At 72.6% G+C, this 25,190-nt stretch carries 23 protein-coding genes; 15 read left to right on the top strand and 8 right to left on the bottom strand.

Going from position 1 to position 25,190, the window contains the following annotated elements; all coding sequences use genetic code 11:
* The first annotated feature begins 73 nt into the window (after positions 1-73).
* Genes rfbA through N865_RS04465 form a run of 3 tightly spaced genes read left to right on the top strand, consistent with a single transcriptional unit; the run spans position 74 to position 2,528 of the window.
* Positions 74-952 carry a glucose-1-phosphate thymidylyltransferase RfbA gene (gene rfbA, locus N865_RS04475; RefSeq protein ID WP_034802018.1) on the top strand — a complete coding sequence of 293 codons (879 nt, stop codon included), beginning with the start codon at positions 74-76 and terminating at the stop codon, positions 950-952.
* A complete protein-coding gene (locus N865_RS04470) occupies positions 952-1,575 on the top strand; it encodes a dTDP-4-dehydrorhamnose 3,5-epimerase family protein (protein WP_034802016.1) in 624 nt (207 codons plus the stop codon). The genes rfbA and N865_RS04470 overlap by 1 nt, the downstream gene beginning before the upstream one ends.
* On the top strand, positions 1,572-2,528 hold the full coding sequence (locus N865_RS04465) for a hypothetical protein (protein WP_034802014.1): 957 nt from the start codon (positions 1,572-1,574) through the stop codon (positions 2,526-2,528). The genes N865_RS04470 and N865_RS04465 overlap by 4 nt, the downstream gene beginning before the upstream one ends.
* Positions 2,529-2,563: 35 nt before the next feature.
* On the opposite strand, the gene N865_RS04460 is transcribed toward N865_RS04465, so the two are convergent.
* The gene (locus tag N865_RS04460) at positions 2,564-3,634 is read right to left on the bottom strand and encodes an LCP family protein (protein WP_084327950.1); all 1,071 of its coding nucleotides are present in this window, start codon (positions 3,632-3,634) and stop codon (positions 2,564-2,566) included.
* A gap of 53 nt (positions 3,635-3,687) precedes the next feature.
* Between N865_RS04460 and N865_RS04455 the strand changes: the two genes are divergently transcribed.
* Positions 3,688-4,275, top strand: coding sequence for a hypothetical protein (locus tag N865_RS04455; protein WP_034802011.1), 588 nt, complete (start codon positions 3,688-3,690; stop codon positions 4,273-4,275).
* Between the two features lie 100 nt (positions 4,276-4,375).
* On the top strand, positions 4,376-5,623 hold the full coding sequence (locus N865_RS04450; protein ID WP_157557557.1) for a DUF2142 domain-containing protein: 1,248 nt from the start codon (positions 4,376-4,378) through the stop codon (positions 5,621-5,623).
* On the opposite strand, the gene N865_RS04445 is transcribed toward N865_RS04450, so the two are convergent.
* From N865_RS04445 to N865_RS22590, 3 genes are read right to left on the bottom strand one after another with little or no spacing between them, the layout of a single operon-like run.
* Positions 5,620-6,753, bottom strand: a complete 1,134-nt coding sequence (locus tag N865_RS04445) for a glycosyltransferase (RefSeq protein WP_034802006.1) — start codon at positions 6,751-6,753, stop codon at positions 5,620-5,622. The genes N865_RS04450 and N865_RS04445 overlap by 4 nt on opposite strands.
* Complete coding sequence (locus tag N865_RS04440; RefSeq protein WP_051510137.1) at positions 6,750-7,961, bottom strand: glycosyltransferase family 4 protein; 1,212 nt, start codon at positions 7,959-7,961, stop codon at positions 6,750-6,752. The genes N865_RS04445 and N865_RS04440 overlap by 4 nt, the downstream gene beginning before the upstream one ends.
* Positions 7,931-9,019 carry a glycosyltransferase family 4 protein gene (locus N865_RS22590; RefSeq protein ID WP_034802003.1) on the bottom strand — a complete coding sequence of 363 codons (1,089 nt, stop codon included), beginning with the start codon at positions 9,017-9,019 and terminating at the stop codon, positions 7,931-7,933. Before N865_RS22590 ends, N865_RS04440 begins: the two co-directional genes overlap by 31 nt.
* Positions 9,020-9,151: 132 nt before the next feature.
* On the opposite strand from N865_RS22590, the gene N865_RS04430 reads away from it, so the two are divergent.
* A complete protein-coding gene (locus N865_RS04430) occupies positions 9,152-10,033 on the top strand; it encodes a polysaccharide pyruvyl transferase family protein (RefSeq protein ID WP_034802001.1) in 882 nt (293 codons plus the stop codon).
* Entirely contained in the window at positions 10,030-11,595 is a 1,566-nt protein-coding gene (locus N865_RS04425) for an oligosaccharide flippase family protein (protein WP_034801998.1), read from the top strand. Before N865_RS04430 ends, N865_RS04425 begins: the two co-directional genes overlap by 4 nt.
* On the opposite strand, the gene N865_RS21595 is transcribed toward N865_RS04425, so the two are convergent.
* Positions 11,596-12,807, bottom strand: coding sequence for a glycosyltransferase family 4 protein (locus N865_RS21595; protein ID WP_051510135.1), 1,212 nt, complete (start codon positions 12,805-12,807; stop codon positions 11,596-11,598).
* 102 nt (positions 12,808-12,909) lie between these two features.
* Here N865_RS21595 and N865_RS04415 point away from each other — a divergent pair, with 102 nt between their 5' ends.
* A complete protein-coding gene (locus tag N865_RS04415) occupies positions 12,910-13,959 on the top strand; it encodes a glycosyltransferase family 4 protein (RefSeq protein WP_034801995.1) in 1,050 nt (349 codons plus the stop codon).
* Positions 13,960-14,027: 68 nt separating this feature from the next.
* Here N865_RS04415 and N865_RS04410 read toward each other — a convergent pair whose 3' ends face one another.
* The 3 genes from N865_RS04410 to N865_RS23700 all read right to left on the bottom strand — a co-directional run bounded on the left by N865_RS04410 (position 14,028) and on the right by N865_RS23700 (position 16,835).
* Entirely contained in the window at positions 14,028-14,702 is a 675-nt protein-coding gene (locus N865_RS04410) for a phosphatase PAP2 family protein (protein ID WP_034801992.1), read from the bottom strand.
* Positions 14,699-15,271: an arsenate reductase/protein-tyrosine-phosphatase family protein gene (locus N865_RS04405; protein WP_034801989.1), complete on the bottom strand. Its 573-nt coding sequence runs from the start codon at positions 15,269-15,271 to the stop codon at positions 14,699-14,701. The genes N865_RS04410 and N865_RS04405 overlap by 4 nt, the downstream gene beginning before the upstream one ends.
* Positions 15,272-15,407: 136 nt before the next feature.
* Entirely contained in the window at positions 15,408-16,835 is a 1,428-nt protein-coding gene (locus tag N865_RS23700) for a polysaccharide biosynthesis tyrosine autokinase (protein ID WP_051510133.1), read from the bottom strand.
* Between the two features lie 130 nt (positions 16,836-16,965).
* Here N865_RS23700 and N865_RS04395 point away from each other — a divergent pair, with 130 nt between their 5' ends.
* The 7 genes from N865_RS04395 to N865_RS04365 all read left to right on the top strand — a co-directional run bounded on the left by N865_RS04395 (position 16,966) and on the right by N865_RS04365 (position 25,188).
* Positions 16,966-18,972, top strand: a complete 2,007-nt coding sequence (locus N865_RS04395; protein ID WP_084327936.1) for a glycosyltransferase — start codon at positions 16,966-16,968, stop codon at positions 18,970-18,972.
* Positions 18,969-20,444, top strand: a complete 1,476-nt coding sequence (locus N865_RS04390; protein ID WP_051510128.1) for an O-antigen ligase family protein — start codon at positions 18,969-18,971, stop codon at positions 20,442-20,444. The genes N865_RS04395 and N865_RS04390 overlap by 4 nt, the downstream gene beginning before the upstream one ends.
* On the top strand, positions 20,441-21,463 hold the full coding sequence (locus N865_RS04385; RefSeq protein ID WP_034801987.1) for a glycosyltransferase family 4 protein: 1,023 nt from the start codon (positions 20,441-20,443) through the stop codon (positions 21,461-21,463). The genes N865_RS04390 and N865_RS04385 overlap by 4 nt, the downstream gene beginning before the upstream one ends.
* Positions 21,460-22,590, top strand: coding sequence for a glycosyltransferase (locus tag N865_RS04380; protein WP_034801984.1), 1,131 nt, complete (start codon positions 21,460-21,462; stop codon positions 22,588-22,590). Before N865_RS04385 ends, N865_RS04380 begins: the two co-directional genes overlap by 4 nt.
* Before the next feature lie 77 nt (positions 22,591-22,667).
* Entirely contained in the window at positions 22,668-23,465 is a 798-nt protein-coding gene (locus tag N865_RS04375; protein WP_034802111.1) for an exodeoxyribonuclease III, read from the top strand.
* Between the two features lie 141 nt (positions 23,466-23,606).
* Positions 23,607-24,623, top strand: a complete 1,017-nt coding sequence (trpS, locus tag N865_RS04370; RefSeq protein ID WP_034801981.1) for a tryptophan--tRNA ligase — start codon at positions 23,607-23,609, stop codon at positions 24,621-24,623.
* 34 nt (positions 24,624-24,657) lie between these two features.
* On the top strand, positions 24,658-25,188 hold the full coding sequence (locus tag N865_RS04365; RefSeq protein ID WP_034801979.1) for a 2'-5' RNA ligase family protein: 531 nt from the start codon (positions 24,658-24,660) through the stop codon (positions 25,186-25,188).
* The last annotated feature ends 2 nt before the right edge of the window (positions 25,189-25,190 follow it).

Raw genomic sequence — 25,190 nt, 5'->3', positions numbered from 1 at the left:
GGGGTCCTCCCAGGGCGCCGACCTGCGGCATCGAGGACGGGAGCCCTCCGGACCGTCGCTAGGCTGTGCCACCATGAAGGGAATCATCCTGGCGGGTGGCACGGGCAGCCGGCTCCATCCGATCACGCGGGGCATCAGCAAGCAGCTCATCCCCGTGTACGACAAGCCGATGGTCTACTACCCGCTGTCGACGCTCATGATGGCCGGAGTTCGCGACGTGCTCGTCATCACGACGCCTCACGACGCGGACCAGTTCGAGCGCCTCCTCGGCGACGGGAGCCAGTGGGGCATCTCGATCACCTACGCCGTCCAGGAGCGACCTGAGGGACTGGCCCAGGCCTTCATCATCGGCGCCGACTTCATCGGGACCGACACGGTCGCGCTCGTCCTCGGCGACAACATCTTCTTCGGACCCGGCCTCGGCATCTCCCTGAGGGAGAACGCCGACGTCGTCGGGGGACACGTCTTCGCCCACCGCGTCGCCGACCCGTCGGCCTACGGCGTCGTCGAGTTCGACCGGGAGGGCAACGTCCTCTCGATCGAGGAGAAGCCGGACGAGCCCAAGTCCAACTACGCCGTCCCCGGCCTCTACTTCTACGACAACGACGTCATCGAGATCGCTCGGGGCCTCACCCCAAGCCCGCGCGGGGAGCTCGAGATCACCGCGGTCAACGACGCCTACCTGCGCCGGGGGACCTTGACGGTCAGCCTCCTGCCGCGCGGCACGGCCTGGTTCGACACTGGGACCTTCGACGGGCTGATGGCCGCCAGCCAGTACGTCTACGTCGTCGAGGCCCGCCAGGGTCAGAAGATCGGGTGTGTCGAGGAGGTGGCCTGGCGCCAGGGCTGGCTCGACGACGAGGGCCTGCAGCGGCACGCCGTGGAGCAGGAGAAGAGCGGCTACGGCAGCTACCTCACCACGCTGCTCACCGAGCGGCGGGGCCGGGCCTGATGGAGATCCGGCCCCTGTCCGTCCCGGGCGCCTTCGAGATCACGCCACGGCAGTTCCCCGACGACCGTGGCGTCTTCCTCGAGATGTTCCGAGGCGACCGCCTAGCCGAGGTCATCGGCCACCGCCTCGAGGTGGTCCAGGCCAACGTCTCCGTCTCGTCCCGGGGCACGCTTCGCGGCATCCACTTCGCGGACGTCCCGGTCGGCCAGGCGAAGTACGTCACGGCCTTCAGCGGTTCCTTCGTCGACTACGTCATCGACCTGCGGGTCGGGTCCCCGACCTTCGGCCAGTGGGACTCCGTGGTCCTCGACGCGGTCGACCGCCGCGCGGTCTACCTCTCCGAAGGGCTCGGGCACGCCGTCTACTCCCTCGAGGAGGGGACGACGGCCCAGTACCTCTGCTCAGCGGCATACAACCCCCAGGCCGAGCACGGCGTCCACCCGCTCGACCCCGAGGTCGGACTGGTTTTCCCCGACGGGACCGAGCCGCTCCTCTCGCCGAAGGACTTGACGGCTCCCAGCCTTCGGGAGGCGGCTGAGCGCGGGCTGCTTCCCTCGTACGATGTGTGCGTCGACTGGTACCAGGGGCTGCGGGGCTCCAGAGGAGGACTCACGCACCAATGACTAAGCGCGTTGCCACGATCGGCCTGCTCGCCTTCCTCGCCCTCGACATCGTCCTCGTCGTGCTTGCCCTCCGGCCGCCTCGCACGACGGACGCCGCGCCGACGGTCCCGACGCCCGTGACGACCTCGTCGACGAGCGTCGGCGCGACGCCCACGACGGGAGATACGACCTCGACGGGGTCCACCTCGACGACCGGAACGGGCAGCGCCGGGTCCCGGCCGGCACCCCTCACCGTCATCGTCAACGGCCTCGACGCGACCGTCGCGTGGAAGGCGACGACGGGCACGTGCGGGTCCGGCGGCGCCACCCTCGCCGTGACGAAGAACGGTGGGGCCCGTTGGAGCGTGGTCAAGGCCCCGACCGAGGCCATCTCACGGGTCCAGCCTCTCGACACCCAACGTGCGTTCGTCGTGGGAGCGAGCACGGCCTGCCGACTGCGGCAGTACTCCACGACCGACCTCGGCAGCTCGTGGACCGGCCCGAGCGCGGTCAGCGGCGGATGGGCACGCCGCCTCGACCAGCCCAGCACCGTCGTCACGCCGGCCCAGGACGCCGCGCAGCCGTGCGGCGGCAAGGCCGTGGTCGACCTCTCGCGGACGTCGGCCCAACAGGCCCAGGCCCTCTGCGTCAACGGCGACATCGTCGAGACCGGAGACGGCGGCCAGACGTGGGTGAGCGCCGGGAAGGCGTCCGAGGCCGTTGCCCTCGCCAACCGCTCCGCCTCGGGCCGGGTCACCACCTACGTCGCCCGGGTCGTGCCGTCGTGCGACGGGGTCCAGATCGCCCGCGTCGCCGACGGCAAGGACCCGGTCCAGCTCGCCTGCGTCGCCACGACGGTTCCCGCGACGCCCGGGCGCATCGCGATCTCGACGCCGGACGAAGGCGGCTGGCTCGTGGTCGGTGACGAGACGTTCACGGGGACGCGCGACCTCAAGGCGTGGACGAAGGCCTGAAGACAGGCGCCGTCCGTCCGCCCCCTGGCCGGGTCCTACTTGTAGGACGCGAGGGTGTCGTCGCGGATCGCCTCGCCGAGGGCGGCCATCCTGGCATTGTCGACGATGTCGATCGACTGCCCGTCCGCGCTCGTGCCGAAGCCGGCGAACGGCGCCGTGATGAAGCGGATGTCGTCACCGCGCAGGCCACGCATGGCGAAGGCCTCCGAGCGCATCGTGCCGACGTCGAGCTTCTGGTCGACCGTGAGGTTGCCCGTCGCGGCGTCGACGAAGTCCCTGAGGCGGAGCGGGTCCGTCAGGGTGTCCTTGCTCAGGGTCTTGAGCATGAGCGCCTTGATGAAGGCGAGCTGGCGCCGTCCGCGGGAGATGTCGCCCTCGCTCAGCATCTTGCGCTGGCGGACGAACACCAGGGCGGTCTCGCCGTCCATGTGCTGGATGCCCTGGGTGAAGACCTTGCCGTCGCCCTGCGAGGCCTCCTCGACCTCCACGTCGACGCCGCCGACGGCATCGGTCATGCGCTTGAAGCCCTCGAAGCCGAGCATCGCCACGTGGTCGATCTGGATGCCGAGCATGTTCTGCATCGTCTGGACGAGCAGCGGTGCGCCGCCCCAGGCGTACGAGGCGTTGAGTTTGGCCGTGCCGTGGCCGGGGATCGGGACCCAGAGGTCGCGCGGGAAGTGGATGAGGGTCACCTGGCTGTGGTCGTCCGGGATGTGGACGATGACCATCACGTCCGAGCGGGCGCCCTCGCGGCCGGGGCCTGCGTCGTTGCCGATGATGAGGTAGTTCGTCCCGTTGCCGGCCGGCTGGGGGACCGCCTGCCCGGAGGCGTCCACCGGACCCTTCGCGTCGGGTAGGAGCAGCTCCTGCTTGACGTTGTTGGTGACGATGTGGTTGAGCCACGCCAGGTAGCCGCCCACGGCGAGGACCGGGACGAGGAGGAGCACGAGGGCCGCGACGAGAACCTTGCGGTTGCGCTTCTTCTCCTTGCGATCGGAGCGGCGCGTCGTCGTGGGCTCGTCGTCGGCCGGATCCGGTGAGAGGGGATCGACGTCGTTCGGCTCGGGCTCGAAGAGGTCGGTCGGGCTCTGTCGGGTCTTGTCCACGGCGACAGTGTAGGTGTCCGAGGCCTGCCGCACGCGCGCTTACACTTTCCGCCATGGATCGAGCACAAGGCATGCGTCAGGGCGCTGAGATCCCCCTCGCCATCGGTGCGACCATCCTGCTGGCGGCCTACGTATGGGTCCTCATGCGCGCGACGACCCCCGTCGTGACGGTGCTCGCCTTCCTCGCCGACGGCCATCCCAAGGTGTATGCCGGGTTCCTCGCGGTCCTCGTCGGCCTCCCCGGCCTCTTCCTCGCCGTCCCCCGGGCCCTGACCCCGCCGCCTCCCCGGGTCACGCCGTCCACGGCCGTCGGACGACCGCTTCCCACGCGGCCGCGTTCGTTCGTGCGAACCGACGTCCTCGCCGCCGTCGCGGTGCTCTTCGCGCAGGTTCCCCTCCCGCCGCCGTGGCAGCCCGTGGGCAAGGCGGCCACCATCGCCAACATCACGAGGTCCGCCGAGCTCGTCGAGCTCAGTGCGCGTTTCGGCACCTACTCTCTCGTCGTCCTCGTCGTCGGAGTCTTCGCCGCGGTGATGGCCAAGGTCTACAACCACGCGGCCGGATACCGCGTCATCGCGATCATCCTCGCCGTCGGCGCGCCGGTCGTGGCGTGGTTCCTCGCGATCCGCGTCCTCGGATAGCCCCGCCCGGGAGGCCGCCCCGGAGGCCTTCCGGTGGAGGGCCTCTTCACGATGCAGCCACCCCGCGTGTGTCCCATCGGGTGATCGCTACCCTGTGCCCGTGATCCTTCGGACGGACGACCGGCTCGCGGTGACGTCCGCGGCTCTCGGGACGGCTCTGGCCACGTGCTACGCGCTCGCCGGCCCGCCGGGTCAGCCCTACGACGAGCCGGCCCACTGGTCGACCGTCCTCTTCTATGCACTGCGGCACCGGATGCCCGAGCTCGGCGAGCCGGGATCGACGTACGAGTCGCAGATGGGCCCGGCCTACTACAGCCCGGCCGGCCTGCTCGTCGAGGTGCTCGGCGTGCCGGGCGACCGGCTCGGTCTCTACGGTCTGCGCCTCGTGGGGGTGCTGCTCGTGCCGCTCCTCGCCTGGCTGACACACCGTCTCGCCCTCGCGGTGCATCCCGACCGGGGCGTCGCTGGCTTCGCCGTCGCGGCCGTCTCGCTGAGCCCGCTCCTGCTGGCCATCGGCGGCTCGATCCAGAACGACTACCTCGCGATCGTCCTCGCGACGGTCGCCCTCCTGCAGGGTGCCCGGGTGCTGCGACGGCCGGAGTCCCCCGCGTGGCGCCACCTCGTCGTCGGGGTCCTCATCGGTCTCGCCGTCCTCGCCAAGGTCGTCGCCGTCTCGCTGCTCGCGGCCCTGCTCCTCACCTATGCCGTCCAACGCGGGGTCTCGCTCCGCCGTCGAGCGGGGTGGGCCGCCGCAGCCGTGGCGGGGACGGCCCTCTCGTGCGGCTGGTGGTTCGTGCGCAACCTCGCCGTCTACGGAGACCTCACGGGGGCGGCGCGGATGGCCGAGAGTGGCTACCACTTCCCGCCGATGCGGTTCTCCAGCCTCGGCGAGGTGCAGTCGTGGGTCTCCTCGCTCATCTCCTACGTCTTCGTGCCGGTCGAGTACTACCGCAACGTCTTCAGCACTCCGGCGCCGCTGCGGCTCGTGGCCGGGGTCGTCACCCTGGCCGCGCTGGGCGTCCTCGCCGCCTACGTCGTCCGCACGGTCGGCGCGGGACGGCTCGGGCCGGCGCTGCTCGACCGGCCGGACCGGGTCCTGCTCGTCAGCGCCGTGGTCATGGCGATCGCGTTCTACCTGGCCTACAGCGTCCTCGTCTGGTTCATCGCCGCCCGGCTGGCCTTCCTCACCGCGTCGGCCGCCGCCATCCTCTTCGGGGTCGCCTCCAGGGACCGGGCCGGCGACGTCGTGCGGGTGGGGGTCCTCGGCCTCTACGTCGCGGCCTCGGTCTGGCTCGTGCTCCGTGCGTCGTCGGTGCCCGCCCAGCCGTACTGGATCTTCCCGGGCTAGCGGCCGCCGGGCGCCTTGAGGTCCGCCGCGAGGAGCTGCTCCACCTCGTCGTGGAGCCTGGCGTGGAACCGAGGCTCGGAGAAGCGGTCCGCGTGGGCGCGGATCGCGTCGGCGTCCCACTGTCGCCCGGTGTTGCGCTCGACGGCAGCGCGGATGTCGGCCGCGACCGGCCGCTCGAAGAACGTGCCGGTGACGTCCTCGGCGATCGTGTCGAGGTAGCCCCCGGCCCGGAGCGCGAGCGTCGGCCGGCCGAACGCCGCCCCCTCGAGCGGGGTGAGACCGAAGTCCTCGATGCTCGGGGCGACGAGGGCCCGCGCGTGCGCGTAGACCCAGCGCAGGCGCGCGTCGGACAGGCCGGTGAGCAGCCGCGCGTTGTCGGGCAGGCCGGCTCGCAGCTCCTCCTCCAGGGGGCCGCGCCCGACGACGACGAGCCGCTCGGGCAGGCCGCGGAAGGCCTCGACGACCTGGTCGACGTTCTTGTAGGGCAGCAGGCGCGAGACGACGAGGTGGTAGCCGCCCTCGCCCCACTCGGCGAGCTCCTCCACCGGCTCCTGGTGGCCCGAGGGGTCGATCCCGAACGGGGGCGCGACGACGTCCGCCTCGATGCCGTAGGCGTCGCGGACGTGCCCCCGCACGACGGTCGAGTTGACGAGGTAGCGGTCGGCCGTCGCGGCCGCCCTGCGGTCCCAGCGGCGCAGCCACGGCTGGAGCGCGAGCAGGGCCCGCCCTCGCGCCGACGCCGTCGCCGGACCTCCGAGGTAGGTCTCCGTCTGGTAGAGCCAGCGGGCGGGTGCGTGGCAGTAGACGAGCTTGCGTCCGGTCGTCGGTATGCCGTGCGCCCACCCGCTGCTCGAGGCGACGACGACGTCGGCGTCGGCACGCAGGCGCGACACGGCATACGGCAGGAAGGGCAGCGCCGCGCGGTGGTCTCGGCGAAGGAGCGGGACCCGGTTGAGCGGCGAGGTAACGATCCGCGCGTCGCGGAACTCGGGGAAGGTCCCGTCCGGCTCGTACAGCGTCGTGTGGATCGTCGCGTCGGGGAAGGCGCGGAGCAGGGCGAGGACGACGCGCTCGGCGCCGCCACGCTGGGTGAGGTAGTCGTGGGCGATCGCGACCCGGGGTCGGCTCACGGCGTCGCCACCTCCTCCCACACGGCCATGACCGTGCCGGCCGTGCGTTCGATGTCGAAGCGTTCGGTGGCGGAGTGCCAGGCCGCTGCGGCCCGGGCCCGGGCCTCCTCGGGGTTGCTCAGCGCCTGCGTGACCGCCTCGGCGAGGGCGGCCGGGTCGCCCGGTGGCACGAGCCAGCCGAGCGGCGGGCCGCCGTCGTCGAGGATCTCCGTCACGCCCCCGCCACGGGTGGCGACGACGGGGACGCCCCGCGCCATGGCCTCGGTGACGACCTGGCCGAACGGCTCGGGCACCGCCGCCGCGTGAACGCAGACGGCCAGAGCGTCGAGCTCGTCGGCGACCTCGGAGACGAACCCCGTGAACGTGAGCCGGTCGTCGAGGCCGAGCCGGCGGACCTCGTCGGCGACCTCAGCGGCATACGCCTCGGCGCCGAAGGACGGCTCCCCGACGACGCGGAACCGCGCGGCAGGGACCGACGCGGCCACGGCCGCCGCGGCCCGGACGAAGGTGAGCTGGTCCTTCGTCGGGCTGATCCGCCCCACGATGCCGACGACGGGCGGCCCCTCGGGCTGCGCCTGTCGCGGAGCCGGCGCGACCTGCTCGGGCGTGAGACCGGGATGGGCCACCGAGAGCCGCCTGACGCCCGGGAGGGTGGCCGCCGTGGCCGCCGAGTTGGCGATGACGTGCCGGGGGAGCCGGCGGGCAGCGCGACGGACGAGGCCGACGAGGGGCGCGGGCAGGTAGTCGGGCGCGATCCGGTCGTGGACGTGCCAGACGAGCGGCCGCCGGGCGAGCCCGGCGGCGGGCACGCCGAGGAGGTCCGCCTTGAGCGACGTCGTGTGGACGAGGTCGACGTCGAGCGCGCGCAGCCGACGGGCCAGGCGGGCCACGAAGGGCAGCGACCGGGCGGCCGAGACGATCCCCTGGAGCCCGCCGGCCGTATGCCGGTCGACCCCCGTCACGTCGCGGCCGAGCGGGAGCACCTCGACCGCGTGGCCCGCGTCGCGCAGGCGGCCGGCCAGGGGGCCGTCGGAGAAGAGGACGACGACGACCTCGAAGCGCCTCCGGTCGACGTGGTCGAGCAGCCGAATGAGCGCGAGCTCGGCCCCACCGAGCTCCGCCGTGTGGTCGAGGACCGCGACACGCACGGGGCGGCCGTCGGCAGCCGACGGAGGCGTCACGAGAACCGTCCGCTCGGCTGCGGGCACGGATCGGCCACCCAGTCGATGAGCGGCCGGCTGACGCCGTGCCACGAGAGATCGACGAGCGCCGACCGCCTCACCGCCGCGGCGGCTGCGCGGGCCGGCTCGGGTCGTGCGACGACCTCGGCGATGCAGCGAGTCCACTCGGCGGGATCGTCGCTGACGAGCGTGGCCAAGTCCGACCGCAAGGGCGCCCCATCGCCCGTCGCGACGACGGGGACGCCCGTCACGAGCGCCTCGGCATACTTGACCGGGGCACCCACGCCCTCACGGACCGGCACCCCGACGACCCACGCATCGGACAGGAAGCGGGAGAGGTCCTCGACTCGGCCGACGAACGAGAGTCGAGGGTCGACCGACGTGGCCTGGGTGCCGGCTCCCGCCACGTCGCATCGCAGGCCCGGGATGGCGGAGAGCCGCGGCCAGACTTCTCTGAGGAACCACTCGAGTCCGGCTCGGTTGGGGCCCCATCCCCAGTTGCCGAAGAGCTTGATCGTGGGCTGGGCGCTCGGCGCGGGTCCTGCGATCCACTCGCGCGGGTCGACGCCGTGGGGGAGCACGACGAGCGCCGCCCTCCGCTCATGCTGAGCCCGCGACCCCGACGCCAGCTCGTCGAGCTCGCGCGCGGAGCAGACCGCGACGGCGGCGGATCGCCGCATGATCTCGTCCTCGACCTTCGCCCAGCCGTGGGCCTCCCGGCCGCGGGACTGGCGACCGTGCCACGAGCTGAGCACGTTGTGCATGTCCACGAGAACCGGGGCGTCCTGCCTGAGCAGCTCACGTCGCCACGTTCTCCAGGACTCGGTATGAGCGATGACGACCCGGTCGAACGACCGGCGGAAGAGGGCTCTGGTCATGCCGTCGGGCCGGCGGTCCGGGAGGTACCGGCGCCCCGGAGAGGTGAGCCGGACGACCTCGGCCAGCCGCCTGACGCTCTCGTCACTCTGCGGTCCGTCGAGGGTGGCAACGGTGACGTCATGACCGGTTTCGACCAGTTCGCGGATCTGGAAGTACTGGCGCCGCTGGCCACCTTGACCACGGAGATCGGGAGTCTCGTTGCTCAACCAGAGAATCCTCTGCACGCCGCCCCCAAACCTTCGTGATCCCGAGCGCTGTCACTCTAGCCCGAGCGTGACCGGCCCGAGACACGGCGTGCGGTAGTGTCCGGTCCGCTGAATGACGATCTGGGAGAGCGCATGCGTTACGACTCGCCGACTCGCCGCCGGCTGCGCGCGGTGTCACGGCTGGCCCGCTCGATGGCGCATCGCAGCTCGTTTCCGACCGCGCGGATCGTCCGGGCCTACTGGTGGGACGGGCACGCGAACTTCGGCGACGCCCTCACGCCGTGGCTGCTCCGTCCGCGGGGGGTCGTCCCCGTTCTCGTCCCGCCCGAGCGGGCCCAGGTCGTGGGCGTCGGCAGCATCCTCGAGCACCTGCCCCGGGACTTCTCCGGGCTCGTCTGGGGCACGGGACTCATCGCCGACCATCGCCTCGAGCTGCCCAACGCCCGGTTCCTCGCCGTCCGCGGGCACTGGACCAGGGAGCGGCTCGGCCTCACCGGGGGCATGGCCGTCGGCGACCCGGCGCTGCTCGCGGCCACCGTCCTCCCACGCCCGGTCGTCTGCTGGCCGCTCGGGATCATCCCGCACGCCGACCACCACGGCGACCCGGTGCTGCGCAGCTTCCTGGCCCGACACCCCGGGACGGTCCGGTTCATCGACGTCCGTCGCGGTCCCGACCACGTCGTGCGGGAGATCGCGTCCTGCGCGGCCGTTCTCAGCACCTCCCTCCACGGCCTCGTCATCGCCGACTCGTACGACATCCCGGCGGCGTGGGCGACGCTGACCCCTCCGCTCATCGGCGACACCTTCAAGTTCCATGACCACGAGTCGGTCGTGACGCCGGGCCGCTCGCGGCGCGTCGAGCTGCGAGCGGATGCCACGGTCGGCGACATCGTCGCCCTCACCGCCCGGGCCGACCGCGACCGGGTGTCGGAGAGCGTCGAGCGTCTCGCCGCCGCCGTGGATGCCTTCCCCGCATCACGCGACCTGCCCCTGCTCGCCGGGAGACGTCGATGACCGATCCCGGCGAGCAGGAGGCGACGGCTCCGGTCGACCGAGCGGGGCTGCAGGACGGTGCCGTCCGGGGTGCGGCCTGGACCGTCATCCACACGCTCATCTCGCTTCCCCTGGCCTTCGTCGTCAACCTCGTCGTGGCGCGGACGCTCGGCATCAGCGACTACGGCCGGCTCGCGTTCCTCAGCTCCGTCATGGACGTGGCCGGTGGGATCATCACCCTGGGCTTCGGCACCGCCCTGATCCAGTTCGGCTCGAGATACCACGCGTCCGGCCGCGGCGACGAGCTGCGCCACCTCCTGTCCGCCGCCCAGGGCTTCAGACTCCTCGTGGCGGCTCCGCTGCTCTCGCTGGTGGTCTTCCTCGTCGCCGACGTCGATCCTCAGATGCTCGTCCTGGCGATCGTCTTCGGAATCCTCGTGCCGTCGGCGTTCGACGGCGCCTCCGCGTGCCTCTGGATCGAGAACAAGTCCGCCGCAGGCGCCAAGATCGCGCTCATCTCGTCGCTCGCGTCCTCGGCCGCCGTCCTGGCGGTCGTGTTCACGATCGGGACGCCCGACGCGGTGTGGGCCACCCGCCTCGTCGTGGGTGGCGCGTCCGTCGCTCTCGGACTGATCCCGATCTCGCCCAGCTACCGGCGTGCCGTCCTGCAGCCTCGTCTGCCGCGCGGGCTCCCGCCCGGGTTCTGGCGCTTCACCATCCCGACCGCCATCGCCGGGGTCATCGGCGGGCTCGTCGTGTCGCGGAGCGAGATCTTCTTCATGACCTGGCTCGCGACACCGGCCGCAGTCGGGGCCTTCGCCCTCGCCTATGGCCTGGCATCGCACATCTTCGCGCCCGCCCAGGCGTTCATCGGCCCGCTCGTGCCCGCGATCTCGAGCCTGCGCGAGATCGACGCCGGGTCGTTGGCATCGGCCTTCCGCCGGACGCTGCGGGCCGGCTCCACCTTCGTGGGCGTGATCACTGCGGGCGCCGTGGCGGCGCTGGCACTGCTCGTCCCCGTGCTCTACGGGCATCAGTACGTCAGCGCGGCCCCCTTGGTCGTGGCGCTCGGCATCTCGAGCGGCCTGCTCGTCGTCGCGACTCCGGTCACCGCGTTCGTGACCTCGCGGCTGTCGGCCGGTGAGCTCCTCCGGGCGAACATCATCGCCCTCGTCGTCGACGTGGTGCTCGCGGTCACGCTCATCCCCTTCATCGATGTGTGGGGCGCGGTGATCGCCAACGTCGGCTCGGCCGCCACCCGACTCCTCATCCTCATGCGGCGTGAGATCGAGCTGCTCGACCTGACCTGGCGCGATGTCGCCGGGCAGTCCCTGCCGGCAGTGCTGGGCGCCCTCGTCTGCGTCGCCTCGTGGTTCATTGCACGCACGCTCGGCTTCGGGCTCCTGCCCGCCGTCGTCGCGGCCCTCGTGGGTGCGGTCGGGATGCTCGCCCTCCTGCGCCTCACGCGGTCCGGTCTCACACCCGGGGACTCGGCATCGATCACGCGAACCTTCGGGGCGCGCATCCAGCGGTTCGGTCGCCCGCTTCTCTCCCTCGTCACGCAGCGGCGCGAAGAGGGCTGATCAGGCCCGATCGACGGACGCGCCGAGGACCGTGTCGTAGATGCCTTCGTAGTCGCGTGCGACGCGGTCCCAGGTGTATGCCGTCACCGACCGTCGTCCTGCCTCGCTGAGCCCCTGGCCGCGACCCGGGTCGGAGAGGACCTCGCGGATCGCGCGCGTGAGCGCAGGAACATCGGTCGGGTCGACGAGGAGCCCGTCGACGCCGTCATGGACGAAGTCCCGCGCGCCCCCCCTCGACGTCATGACGAGCGGGGTCCCACCGCGCCACGCCTCGAGGGCGACGATCCCGAAGGCCTCCCGGCGGCTCGGCACGGCGAGGACGTCGGCCTGCGCCATCGCACCGGCGACCTCGGCCCGCGACAGCCGCCCGGGAAAGTGGACCCGCTCGGAGAGACCGAGATCCGCCGCGAGCGTCTGGAGCGCCTGACGCTGGCTGCCCTCGCCGCCGACGACGACGTGGGTCGTCGCCGGCAGGTCGGCCGCCGCGCGCAGGAGCAGGTCGAAACCCTTGTTGTGCTCGACGCGCCCGACGCCGAGGACGACGTGGGGCGCGCCGTCACGGGCGGTGCTGCCCGTCCCGACCGGCGTCCCAACGGCGGCCCCCCTCGGCCACCAGTCGGGACGCACCGGCCGGACGACCTCGTCGAGCTCGATCCCGTTGGGCACGACCAGCCCGTCTGCGAGGCCGAACCGGTCACGCAGGTCGTCGAGCACGTAGCTCGAGCACCCCGTCACCGCCGCCGCGCGCGTCAGCGCATGCCGCAGGCCGGCCCGGAGGAGGTCGCTCTCGGCGAAGACGTCGTGGTCGTCGCCGAAGGTCTCCCCGTGCGAGCTGACCACGAGCGGCGTGCGGGTCAGGTGGTGGAGGGCGAGCGCGTAGAGCCCGTTGGGACCGAAGCACTGCACGTGGAGCACGTCGGGCCGGAACTCGCGGTAGGCGCGGAACCAGGCCGCCCACGCCCGAGGGGAGCGGGCGGCATACGACACGAGCGCCCGAGGCGTCCGCGCGGGCAGGGGCGTCGGCAGGTAGCGGACCTCGATCCCGTCGACGGACCGCGTGCCGAGGTGCTCGCCGCGGTCGACGGTCCAGACGACGACCTCGTGCCCGGCTCGCTGCAGCTCCCGGGCGACGTGACGCACGTGCTCCTCCACCCCGCCAGGGTGGGGGCGGTAGGACGACGAGACGAGGGCGATGCGTCGTGCGGCTGCCACGGTGGCCCTCCTCCTCTCGATGTCCTGCCGGTGTCCTGCCGGTGTCCTCTCGTGCGCCCCCTAGGATGCCAGCAGCCCCCCGAGCCCACGACGGAAGGTGCCATGCCGCGCTTGACGATCACCGGTGCCGCGACCGCTGTGCCCATGGGCGCCCAGGTGTACGAGGAGCAGGTCGCCTCGCGCGCCGCCGCGGCGCTCGCGGCCCACGGCTCGTGGTCCGTGGACCGGCTCGTCGTCCGGTCCCTGCGCTCGCCCCTTCCCGGCAACCGACGCCTGCCGATGGGCTGGCTGGCGGGAGCGTCGACCCGCAGCCGTCGTGCCGTGGGACGAGCCCTCTACCCGCGCGGGGGAGTCGTCCACCGGATGGGCCTCGAGCTGCCGCCCTCTCCGCACCTCGACGTCATCACGCTCCACGACGTCGTCGCGTGGAAGTTCCCCGACGAGTCCGCACCCGTCCCCGCGGCTGCGCAGGAGGCGAGGCGGGCCGCGGCGGTCATCTGCGTCTCGGCGTTCAGCGCCGGGGAGGCTGTCGACCTGCTCGGCATCGACCCGCCGCACGTCGTCCACAACGGCGTCGACCCCCGCTACCTCGACGCCGTCCCGCTGGGCTCCGAGGAGCTCGAGGCGCTCGGGATCACCGGCCCCTATGTCCTCACCGCGGGAGGTGTGTCGCGTCGCAAGAACCTCGAGGGCCTCGCCGAGGCGTGGCCGCGGATCCGCTCCGCCCGCCCCGATGTCACCCTCGTCCTCGCGGGGCCCGAGCATCCGAAGCGGACCGCGCTCTTCGGCGGGCTCCCCGGGGTGCGCCTGGTCGGACGGGTGCCCGACGCGACCATCGCCGGCCTGTATGCCGCTGCCTCGGCGGTGCTCGTCCCCTCCCTCTACGAGGGGTTCGGCCTCCCCGCCCTCGAGGCCATGGCGGCCGGCGTGCCCGTGGTGGCCGCCCGCACCAGCTCGCTGCCCGAGGTCGTCGGCGACGGCGGGATGCTCGTCGAGCCGACGGTGGAGCAGATCGTCGAGGGCACGCTGTGGGCCCTCTCGGACGACTTTGCGGTGCGGGAGATGGCCGCACGCGGACGCACCCGGGCCGCCGAGTTCACGTGGGAGCGCGCCGCGGCTGGGCACGCCGCAGTCTGGGCGTCGCTCGTCTGAGCCCGCGGTCGCGGTAGGAGGGCGCGGTCTGAGGCCGCGGACGTGGTGTGGCCCGAAGGGGCCGGCGGTCATCCGTCGGGAACGCGCTGGCGCTCCCGGTCGCGCCGGGAGACCGTGGGGCGGTGGGGCCGGGGGTCGAGCAGCGCCCAGCCGCAGAGGGCCGCCCCGGCGACCAGGAGGAACGACCCGGTGACGTCGGCCGGCCGGTGGGCGTACCACGCGACGTTCCCGAGACCCGCCAGCGCCGCCACGCCCGCAAGCAGCGCGATGTGCCACCGCTCGAGGCGGACGGGCCAGACCGCCAGCAGGCCGACGAGGAGCGAGAAGACCGCGGCCGCGTGGACGGACGGGAACGTGTTGTGGGCATAGCCGCCCACGCCCAACGACGGGCGGACGACTCCCGCGTCCCGCATCCACAGCGTCACCGGGGCGACGACGACAGGCAGGGCGAGCGCGAGCACCGCGCCCCGCCGGCGACGCCGGAGCAGGGCCGTGACGGCGAGGGCCGCGGTCAGCGGGGCGAGCACGACGATGGCCCACCGGCGGGCGAACTCGTCGAGCGCGAGGCGCAGGCCCGGCGGGAGCGTGTTGAGCACGACCCCGAAGAGCAGCTCGTCGAGGCGCTGGCCCGGTCGCGTCCGCACTGCCACGACGAGGACGACGAGGAAGGCCACCAGGCAGGCGAGGCCGAGGACGGCCAGGGCGGGTCGGCTCGGCCTGGGGAGTCGCTCGACCGGTCTCACGTCACCCGGCGCAGGACCCCGGCGACCGTGTCGACGCTCTCGCGGATCGCCTCGAAGGCCTCCTCGTAGACATCGGCCTCGTGGCCGTACGGGTCGCGGATGTCGTCAGCAGCCGGGTCGGTGAGGGGTCCTCGGTGCTGGACCGCGGCCGAGACGAGCGCAGCCAGGGGCTCCTGGCCGTCGGCGTCGGGGAGGTCGTGCTCGGAGGCCGCGGCGAGGCGGGCGAACTCGCGCAGCGTGAAGGTACGGCGGGTCGCCGCCGGGAACACCTCGAGGACGGCCCGGCGGTGCCGGCGGGTCATCCCGAGGACGAGGTCGGCGTCCCGGAGCAGCGCGGGGCTGACCTGCCGGGCCGCGAACTCGCCGGAGTAGGCCCCGTGACTCTCGAGCAGGTGGGCCATGGGCAGGCTGATCGGCTCACCGACCATCGCGCGCACGCCAACGCTCGAGACGACGAGCGTGCTCGGGTCACCCCAGCTGAGCGCGGCGAGACGCTCCGCGGCGGGTGACCGGCAGATGTTGCCCGTGCACACCATGACCACCGAGAAGCGGCCGAGATCATCGGGCATGCCCCACCCCCGTTCGTTCCTGTCCCAGCGTCAGCATCACCGCCGAGCCGCGTGGTGTCAAAGGCCGCTCATGGCGGTGGACCCGTCACCGCGGCGTCGCGGCACCCTGCGCGGGCGTGGCGGGCCGGCATACGTCTCAGGCGCTCTTGCGCCCCAGCCGGATGGAGGACTTTCGGGTGCCCCGGCGGGAGACCGGCTGGGTGTGGAGCGCCGCGGTCTGGCCGTAGCCGTAGGTGCCGTACTTGTAGGAGCTGTCGGCCCCGCCCGTCGCGAGGTTGAGGGCGAAGCCGGAGACGGCGACGTCGACCGTGTCGAGGGCGTGCAGGGCGTTCTCGAGGTCCTTGCGGCGCGTGCGGTCCGCGGCGACCACCATGACGAGGCCGCGGGTGAGCCGGTTGAGTAGGACCGCGTCGATGACCGGGTTGATCGGCGGGCTGTCGACGAGGATGAAGTCGAAGTCCTGGGAGAGCTTCTGGAAGAGCTGCGACATCGCCTCCGAGCCGAGCAGCTCACTCGGGTTGGGCGGGATCTGCCCGGCGGCGAGGACGTAGAGGCTCGTGTCGCGCCACTGCTGGATGACGTCACCCGGCTCGGCCCGCCCGAGCAGGATCGTCGTCAGCCCGACGCTCCCCTCGAGCCCCATCGACTTGGCGACGGAGGGGTTGCGCAGGTCGCCGTCGAGCAGGAGCACCCGCGAGCCGGCATCGGCCATCGCGAGGGCGAGGTTGACCGTCGTCGTCGTCTTGCCCTCGCCCGGGTTGGAGGAGGTCACGACGAACGAGTGGCCCTGGGTCGTGACGTCGACGAAGAGCAGGTTGGTGCGCAGCCGCCGGATCGCCTCGGCGTGGTGGCTGTGCGGCGCGGTCTCGAGAGAGAGGACCGACCCGGGGGTGTTGCGCACGAGGGGGAGCGTCCCGAGGATCGGCCGGTCGGAGAGCTTCTTGACGTCGTCCTCGCCCCGGATCTTCGTATCGGACACGTGGCGCAGCAGGGCGAGACCGATGCCGGCCGCGAGTCCGGCCAGGAGGCCGAGGGCAAGGTTGCGCTTGGCGTTGGGGCTCTTCGGGGAGCCGGGCACCACGGCGGCCGAGATGGCCTTCGACTCGACGGCCTGGCCGGAGTTGGCCAGCAGGGGGGAGAACTGCTGGGCGGCCTCGGCGAGGACGGGGCCGGCAGTGTTGGCGATCAGCGCCGCCTGCTCGGGGTTGGAGCTCGTGGCTCGGATCTCGAGGACGTTGGTCAGCTCGGAGATGGTGGCGCTGACGTCGACCCCGGCACCGGGCGGCAGCCCGAGCCGCTGGCGGAGCGGCACGAGCACCGTCTCCGAGGTGAGGACCTCGACAAAGGTGTTGAGGTCCTGGCGCGTGATGGACACGGCGTAGTCGCTCTGGTCGCCCTTGGCCGTCGCGGGCTTCTGGGTCGACAGGTAGACCTTGGCCACGGCCTCGTAGACGGGCGTGGTCGCCATCGTCGACAGGGCGGTGCCGGCGAGCACGACGAGAAGACTCGCGGCAACGAGTCTCCAGCGCGCACGTAGCACACTCAGGAACTCACGGAACGTCACTTGCCCCCCTCGGGCGACCAGACAATACAGTGGCCCATCCTCGCATATGATCGCTCCGGCGCCCGTGCCGATGAGTGCGACTGGTGGGTGCCCCGAGATCCGGGTGGGGATGCCAGTGCGTGTGCTGAGGGTGTCGCACAGCGCTGTCGTCGACGCGTGGCGCGAGCGGGAGCGCGGTCTGAGGGGGCTCGGCCACACGGTGAGCCTGCTTTCGGCGCGACGCTGGAACGAGGGCGGCGCCCCCGTTGCGCTCGAGCCTCGCGCGGGCGAGGACGTCGTCGGCGTCCGCACCTGGGGCAGCCACCCCGCGCTGTTCGTCTACGACCCGAGGCCCCTGTGGCGCGCGCTGCGCGACGAGTGGGACGTCCTCGACATCCACGAGGAGCCGTTCGCGCTGAGCACGGCGGAGATCCTCGTGCTCCGGGCCCTCGCCGGCTGCCGCGCCCCCTACGTCCTCTACTCCGCCCAGAACATCGACAAGCGCTACCCGGTCCCGTTCCGGTGGATCGAGTCCTGGGCCCTTCGCCGGGCCGCCGGAGCGAGCGTGTGCAACGCGGAGGCGGGCCGGATCGTCGAGGCCAAGGGCCTGCCCACGACCGCCTCCGTCATCCCCCTCGGCACCGACCTGGGCGTCTTCCACCCCGGGGCGGCGTCTGCACCGCCCCCCTCGGTCGCCGCCCCCGGCGCCGTGCACGTCGCGTATGCCGGCCGGCTCGAGCCGCACAAGGGCGTGGCGGTCCTGCTCGACGCCGTCGCGGGGGATCCCCGTCTGCACCTGTCGATCGCAGGTGCGGGTCCGCTCGAGCCCGAGCTGCGCCGGCAGGCGCAGACCGGTGATGTTACGGAGCGCGTCCGCTTCCTCGGTTCGCTCGCAGGGGAGGACCTCGCCGACCTCTACCGCTCGGCCGACGTCCTCGCGGTGCCGTCGCTGACGACCCCCTCATGGGTCGAGCAGTTCGGCCGGGTGGCCGTCGAGGCCATGGCCTGTGGAACTCCGGTCGTGGCCAGCGACTCGGGCGCGCTGCCCGACGTCGTCGGCGACGCCGGCCTCCTCGTCCCGCCGGGGGACCCGGTGGCGCTGCGCGACGCGCTGCTCCGCGTCGGCCTTCGACCCGAGCTCGCTGCGAGTCTGCGCGCCGCAGGGCTGCGCCGGGCCGCCGCAACGGGCTGGCCGTCCATCGCCCGCGCCTACGAGGAGCTCTACCGACGTGCGGCCGGGCCCCGAACGGCGGGTCAGACCGACGCCTCGTCGCAGGCGGGCTCGGCCCGACCGGTCGAGATCATCGTCGTGGCCTACCACGCGCCCGACCTGCTCCGCCGCTGTCTCGAGCCGCTCACGGGCGAGGCCGTCACCGTCGTCGACAACTCGTCGTCGCAGCAGGTCCGTCAGGTCTGCGCCGAGCTCGGGGTCGACTACGTCGACCCCGGACGCAACGGCGGCTTCGCCGCAGGCGTCAACGAGGGTCTGCGGCATCGCCGCCACGCACACTCCGACGTGCTCCTGCTCAACCCCGACGCCGTCATCGAGCCGAGCGGCATACGCGAGCTGCAGCGGGCGCTCCGCGCCCAGCCCGACCTCGCGAGCGTCGGTCCGGCCCAGGTCGACGGCGAGGGCGAGACGAGCCGGGTGGGCTGGCCCTTCCCCTCACCCGCTGGGGTCTGGGCCGACGCCGTCGGTCTCGGACGGCTGCGGACGCACACCGACTACGTCATCGGCTCGATCCTCCTGCTGAGGGCCGAGGCGCTCGACCAGGTCGGGGGTCTCGACGAGAGGTTCTTCCTCTACGCGGAGGAGACCGACTGGGCTCGGCGTGCGGCAACGCTCGGCTGGCGCCACGAGGTCGTCCGCACCGTCGTCGCCCGGCACCTCGGCAGCGCGACGAGCACGAGCGCGGGCCTCAGAGAGGCGCAGTTCCACGCCTCTCAGGAGCGCTACCTGCGCAAGCACCACGGCGCGTTCGGGTGGGCAGTGGCCCGCGCGGGCCACGTCGCGGGGTCGGCGGTGCGCTCCACCCTGCCGGGTGACCGGGGTCGCGGAGCGCGCGAACGCCTGCGCATCTTCGTCGCCGGCCCGACCCGCGTCGAGGCCGAGCGACGGCGCTCGGTGCTCGTCCCCACCGCGGGAGGGCCGTCGTGACCAGGACCGAGACGTTCCGTCGCGTGGTGTGGGTGGCCGCGGCCGTCGTGGCGGCCGTGTTCCTCTACGCCGTCGGGCAACAGGCCGCCGAGCGTCCCCTCATCGCCGTGGTCGCGGCCGTCGCGATCCTCGCCCTCGGCATCATCGCGGCCGAGCCGACGGCACTGGCCGTCCTCGCGCTGCCGATCATCCTCGTCACGGCACGCGTCGGGGGCGGCGGCGTCGACCTGACGGTCTCCGACGCGATGCTCGCCGCCGCTCTCTTCCCCGCGATCCTCGTGGCCATCGGGGGGATCAGTCGCGAGATGCGGACCGTCCTCTGGCTCGCGAGCCTGTACCAGCTCGCCTCCCTGTTCACCGTCGTCCAGAACCCCTATGTCGCCAACGTCGTCGAGTGGTTCCACGCGGGCGTCCTGGTGATCGGGGCGCTGCTCGTGGGGTGGGCGGTCGGCCGGCGCGGCGTCGCCCCCATCGGTCTGACGCTCCTGCTGCTCGCGGGCCTGCTCATCTCGGTCTCGACGATCGTGCAGGCCGCCTTCCAGTACGCCCACGGCGAGTTCGGCCCGGTCTACACGAGCTTCCCCTGGGGCATGCACAAGAACGCGGTCGGGTCGCTCACCGCGATCCTCGCCGTCGTCGCCTACGTCCACCCGCCGTGGATGAGGTGGCGGCGTGGCTGGGCCCTGCTCGCCTTCTGGGTACTCGTCGTCGCCCTCCTGACCACCCAGTCCCGACAGGGCTGGCTGGGCCTCGGCGCCGCGATCTTCGTCATCGTGATGCGGCGTTCCCACGGCGTCCGGCGACGGTCGAGGGCGATCCTGCTCGCCGTCATCCCGATCTTCCTGGGCGTGACCGTCATGGTGCGAGACCAGGTGCGCTCGGGCAACGAGTTCAACTCCCTCTTCACGCGGGTGACCTGGCTCCAGGACGCCTTGAACGTCTGGTCGACCGAGCCGTGGGTCGGGGTCGGGCTGCGCTGGTGGTACACCGACCGCTTCCCGGTCGCCTTCCAGCCCCCGAACGCCGAGATCGAGACGATGACCTCGACGGGCATCATCGGGTTGGCCGCCTTCCTCGTGCTCATGATCGGCAGCTGGGTCGTCGCCCGGCGTCTCGACCCGGTCTACGGGCTGGTCGCCGAGGCCGTGCTCGTCGCCCGGATGGTGCAGAGCCAGTTCGACCTCTTCTGGGTCAGCATGGCCGTCTCCCTGCCGTTCGCCATTCTCGGGATCTGCCTCGGGGCGGCGGCTCGTCACGACGCCACGGTGGCCGAGGAGTCCCGTGCCGCCCGCCTGACCGAAGGCGCCGCACCGCACTCGTCCGACGACTCGGTGAGCACCGCCGGTCCGGATCCGGGAGCGGCCCAGTCCGCCCCCCGGGTGCGGAGCCTTCGCGTCCTTCCGCCGCCGTACCCCTCGCCGCACCCCTCGCACTACCCGGCGCCGTCCCGGGCCGGGGGGCCGACGGCATGAGGATCGTGCACGCGGTGTGCACCGATGCCTTCGCCGGAGTCGAGCGCCTCACCGCCCGGCTCGCCGCGGCCCAGCAGGATGCCGGTCACGAGGTCGTCGTCGTCGGAGGCCACCCGGCCTCGATGCGGCGCGAGCTCGGGGAGGGCGGGGCCCGGCACGTGGCAGCGGACTCGGTCGCCGCGGTGGCGAGAGCCCTCGACAGGCTTGTCGGCGCCGACGTCATCAACGTCCACATGACCGCCGCCGAGGTGGCGGCTGCCTTCGCGGTCCGGGTCCGGTCCGTGCCGGTCGTGAGCACCCGCCACTTCGCGGGTACCAGGGGCAGCTCCTCCAGGCCCGCCCGGTGGCTCACCGCGGCCACGGCGCGGCACATCCGGGCCCAGATCGCGGTGAGCTCGTACGTCGCGGGCCACGTCGAGGGCTCCAGCACCGTCGTCCACACCGGCGTGCCGCGGCAGGCCGAAGGACGCGGCGCCGGCGCCCGCGAGCCGCGGGTGCTCGTCGCCCAGCGGCTCGAGGCCGAGAAGGCGACGGACGTCGCGATCCGGGCCTTCGCGGCATCCGGGCTCGCGCGTCACGGCTGGAGACTCCAGGTGGCCGGGTCGGGCGCCCTGCGGCCATCGCTCGAGCGGCTCGCCGCCGACTGCGAAGTAGGCGAGGCCGTCGACTTCCTCGGCCACCGGTCCGACGTCGACGCCCTCATGGAGCAGGCCGCCGTCGTCGTCGCCCCGTGCGACCGGGAGGCGCTCGGGCTCACCGTCGTCGAGGCGATGGCCCACGGGCTCCCCGTCGTCGCCTCGGCCGCCGGCGGTCACCTCGAGACCGTGGGTGCCACTCCCGGCGCGGCACTCTTCCCCGCCGGCGACCACGTGGCTGCGGGAAGCATCCTGCGCGACCTCGCGCTGGACGAAGGGCGCAGGGAGGCCTACGGCCGGGCGCTGCGCGAGGTCCAGCGGGCCCTTTTCACCATCGACACCCAGGTCGTTGGCACCGACGCGGTCTACCGGAGCGTGATGTGACCGATCTGGTCGTGATCTCCCTCGAGCCGTGGGACGAGGTGTGGCGCCGCAACCAGCACCTGCTCGCCGGGCTGTTGCGCACCGACCCCGCTCTCCGCGTCCTCTTCGTCGAGCCCGCCACCGACCCGCTCCACGCCCTCACCCGGCGCGCGCGGCCGACTCCGGGCCGGGGACTGCGCCGGGGGCCGCGCCTCGCCGGGGTCGAGGACGAGCGCCTGTGGCTCTTCCAGGGGACAAAGCTCCTCCCTCGACGGCTCGACGCGCGCAGCGACGAACGCCTCGCTGCGAGCGTCGTCCGCGCCGCGACGAGCCTCGGGTTCGACGATCCGGTCCTCTGGGTCAACGACCCGATCGGGGCGTCCGTGCTTCGCCTGACGGGCTGGCGGGCCCTCTACGACATCACCGACGACTGGACCCTCGCCGACCGGGCCGAGGCGGAGACGCAACGCCTTGTCCGTGACGAGGCGACGCTGCTCGAGGAGTGCGCCGAGGTCGTCGTCTGCTCGGAGGAGCTCCGGCGCACCAAGGGCGCACACCGTCCGGTCACCCTGATCCACAACGCGGTCGACGTCGAGGCCTACCGACGGCCGCGGCCGAGGCCCGCAGACCTGCCCGAGGGCGCGGTCGCCGTCTACGTCGGCACGGTCCACCGTGACCGGATCGACGTGCCCCTCTGCATCGACACGGCCACGGCGCTCGGCGAGGCGGGACGGCTCGTTCTCGTCGGCCCCGCCCCGCTGGACCCCGGCGACCGGGCCCGGCTCGGCGAGGCCGGCGTGGTCCTGCTCGGCCCCCGCCCCCGCGACTCGGTGCCGGCCTACCTCCAGCACGCCGACGTCCTCGTCGTGCCCCACCTCGTCACGCCGTTCACCGACAGCCTCGACCCGATCAAGCTCTACGAGTACGCGGCGGTCGGCCGCCCCGTCGTCAGCACCGCCGTGGCCGGGTTCCGCGACAGTGGCGACCCGTTCGTGGTCGTCGCCGCCCGGGAGGAGTTCCCCGCAGCCGTCCGCGCGAAGATCCCGTCGACCACTCCCTTCCCGGAGGGCGCCGACCGGCCGGTGCCGACGTGGGCCGACCGGGTGGAGCAGATGGCCGAGGTGCTCGGGCGGCTCAGCCGCCCATGACCACGCCCTGGGGTGCACGGATGCCCGTGTGACGCCCGGGTCCTGAGCGCCGCCTGGCGCCCGGCACAATGTCGGCCATGCGTGTCATCACGGCCAACGTCAACGGCATCCGGGCCGCCGTCCGCAGGGGAGCGCTGCCCTGGCTCGTCGCGCAGGACCCCGACGTGCTCTGCCTCCAGGAGGTCCGGGCGACCGACACCGACCTGCTCAAGGCGCTCGCCGAGGCGGGGTTCGGAGACTGGTCCGTCGCGCACACCGAGGGGTCGGCCAAGGGGCGCGCCGGGGTCGCCGTCGCGACCCGGCTGCCGCGCACGGCACATCGCGTCGGGATCGACGGCCGCTTCGACGACCAGGGCCGTTGGGTCGAGGTCGACGTCGACACGGAGCTCGGCCCGCTGACGATCGTCTCGACGTACGTCCACACCGGGGAGGCCGACACTGAGCGCCAGGTCGAGAAGTACGCCTTCCTCGACGCGATGACGACTCGCATGGAGCGCGCCTCTGCAGCCGGTGGTCTCATGCTCGTCACTGGCGACCTCAACGTCGCCCACCGGGAGGCCGACCTCAAGAACTGGAAGGGCAACCTCAGGAAGGCCGGCTTCCTCGAGGCCGAGCGCGCCTACTTCGACCGCTGGTTCGCGGCCGACGCCTGGGTGGACGTCCACCGCCGGCTCGCCGGTGAGGGCCCCGGCCCCTACACGTGGTGGTCGTGGCGCGGCAAGGCCTTCGACAACGACGCCGGCTGGCGGATCGACTACCAGCTCGCCACCGGGGGTCTCGCAGCCCGCGCGACCGCCGCGACGGTCGGCCGGCCCGCCACGTATGCCGAGCGGTGGAGCGACCACGCGCCCGTCGTCGTCGACTTCGACCTCTGAGCGAGGGTCGCCACGCGCCGGCGGGACGGTCGCGTCCGGACACGCACCGACCGGCCTCGACGGGTCCTGGACCCGCCCCGGACGCGCCCTGACACGGGACGGGTTGGGGCGGCATACGGCTCATGGGACAGAATGCATCCCATGTCTTCGACGCACGCCCCTCGCAGCCTGTCCGGAATGCAGCCGACGAGCGACTCGCTCCACCTCGGCAACTACATCGGGGCGCTCGTCGAGTGGGTGCGGCTGCAGGAGACGCACGACGCCTTCTACTTCGTGGCCGACCTCCACGCGCTGACGACCGGACCGGAGCCCGAGGTCCTGCGTGAGCGGACCCGCCTCACGGCGGCGCAGTTCATCGCCGGTGGCGTCGACCCCGCGCGGTCCGTCCTCTTCGTGCAGAGCCACATCGCACAGCACACCGAGCTCAACTGGATCCTCAGCTGCCTGACCGGTTTCGGCGAGGCGAGCCGGATGACGCAGTTCAAGGACAAGTCGGCCAAGGGGACCAACACCAACGTCGGCCTCTTCACCTACCCCGTCCTCCAGGCCGCCGACATCCTCATCTACGACGCCAACGTCGTCCCGGTCGGTGAGGACCAGCGCCAGCACCTCGAGCTCTCCCGCGACCTCGCGGGGCGGTTCAACGCGCGGTTCGGCGACACGCTCGTCGTCCCGGAGCCGCACATCATGAAGGCGACGGCGAAGATCCAGGACCTGCAGGACCCGACCTCCAAGATGAGCAAGTCGGCAGCGACCGATGCCGGGCTCGTCAGCCTCCTCGACGAGCCGAGCCGCATCGTCAAGAAGATCAAGTCGGCTGTCACCGACACCGAGCGCGACATCCGCTTCGACGAGGAGGACAAGCCGGGCGTCTCCAACCTCCTGTCGATCCACTCGGCCCTCTCCGGCAGCTCGATCGCCGAGCTCGAGATCGCGTACGCGGGCAAGGGCTACGGCGACCTCAAGAAGGACGTCGCCGAGGTCGTGGTCGAGACGATCACGCCGTTCCGCGACCGCACCCTCGCGCTGATGAAGGACCGGGGCGAGCTCGACCGGATCCTTGCCGACGGCGCCGAGCGGGCCCGCGAGGTCGCCGAGGCGACGGTGCGCCGGGTCTACGACAAGGTCGGTCTGCTGCCTGCACCGACGCGCCGCTGACGAGCTCTCCCGGCGATTCGATACGGTCGGCTACGTGAAGACCGTTCGGCCAACGACGATCGGCGTCTCGATCCCGATCCCGTCTCCGCACGGCGAGTTCCTCCAGGAGCGCCGCGCGCAGTTCGGTGACCCCTCCGCGTGGCAGATCCCGGCGCACATCACGTTGCTCCCGCCGACCGTGGTCGACGATGAGGCGTATGCCGCATTCCGCCTTCACTGCCGGAGCGTGGCCGACGTCCACGCGGGGTTCGAGGTCCTCCTGCGCGGCACGGGGACCTTCCGGCCGCTGTCCGACGTCGTCTTCATCCAGGTGGCCCAGGGCGTCTCGGCGTGCGAGAGCCTCGAGCGCTCCCTCCGGTCGGGGCCCGTCAAGCGCGACCTGGACTTCTACTACCACCCTCACGTGACGGTCGCCCACAACGTGTCGCAGAGTGCTCTCGACCGGGCCTTCGACGAGCTCGCCGACTACGCCGTCAGCTTCCCGGTCGACGCCTTCCACCTCTACGAGCTCGGCGACGACCTCGTCTGGCGCCCGATCCACGAGTTCCCGCTCGGGGCCGGCTGACC

It is taken from the genome of Intrasporangium oryzae NRRL B-24470 (assembly GCF_000576595.1).
Lineage (GTDB): Bacteria > Actinomycetota > Actinomycetes > Actinomycetales > Dermatophilaceae > Intrasporangium_C > Intrasporangium_C oryzae.
Note: the sequence above shows the minus strand (reverse complement) of the source record. Positions and strands in the feature narration are given on the sequence as shown.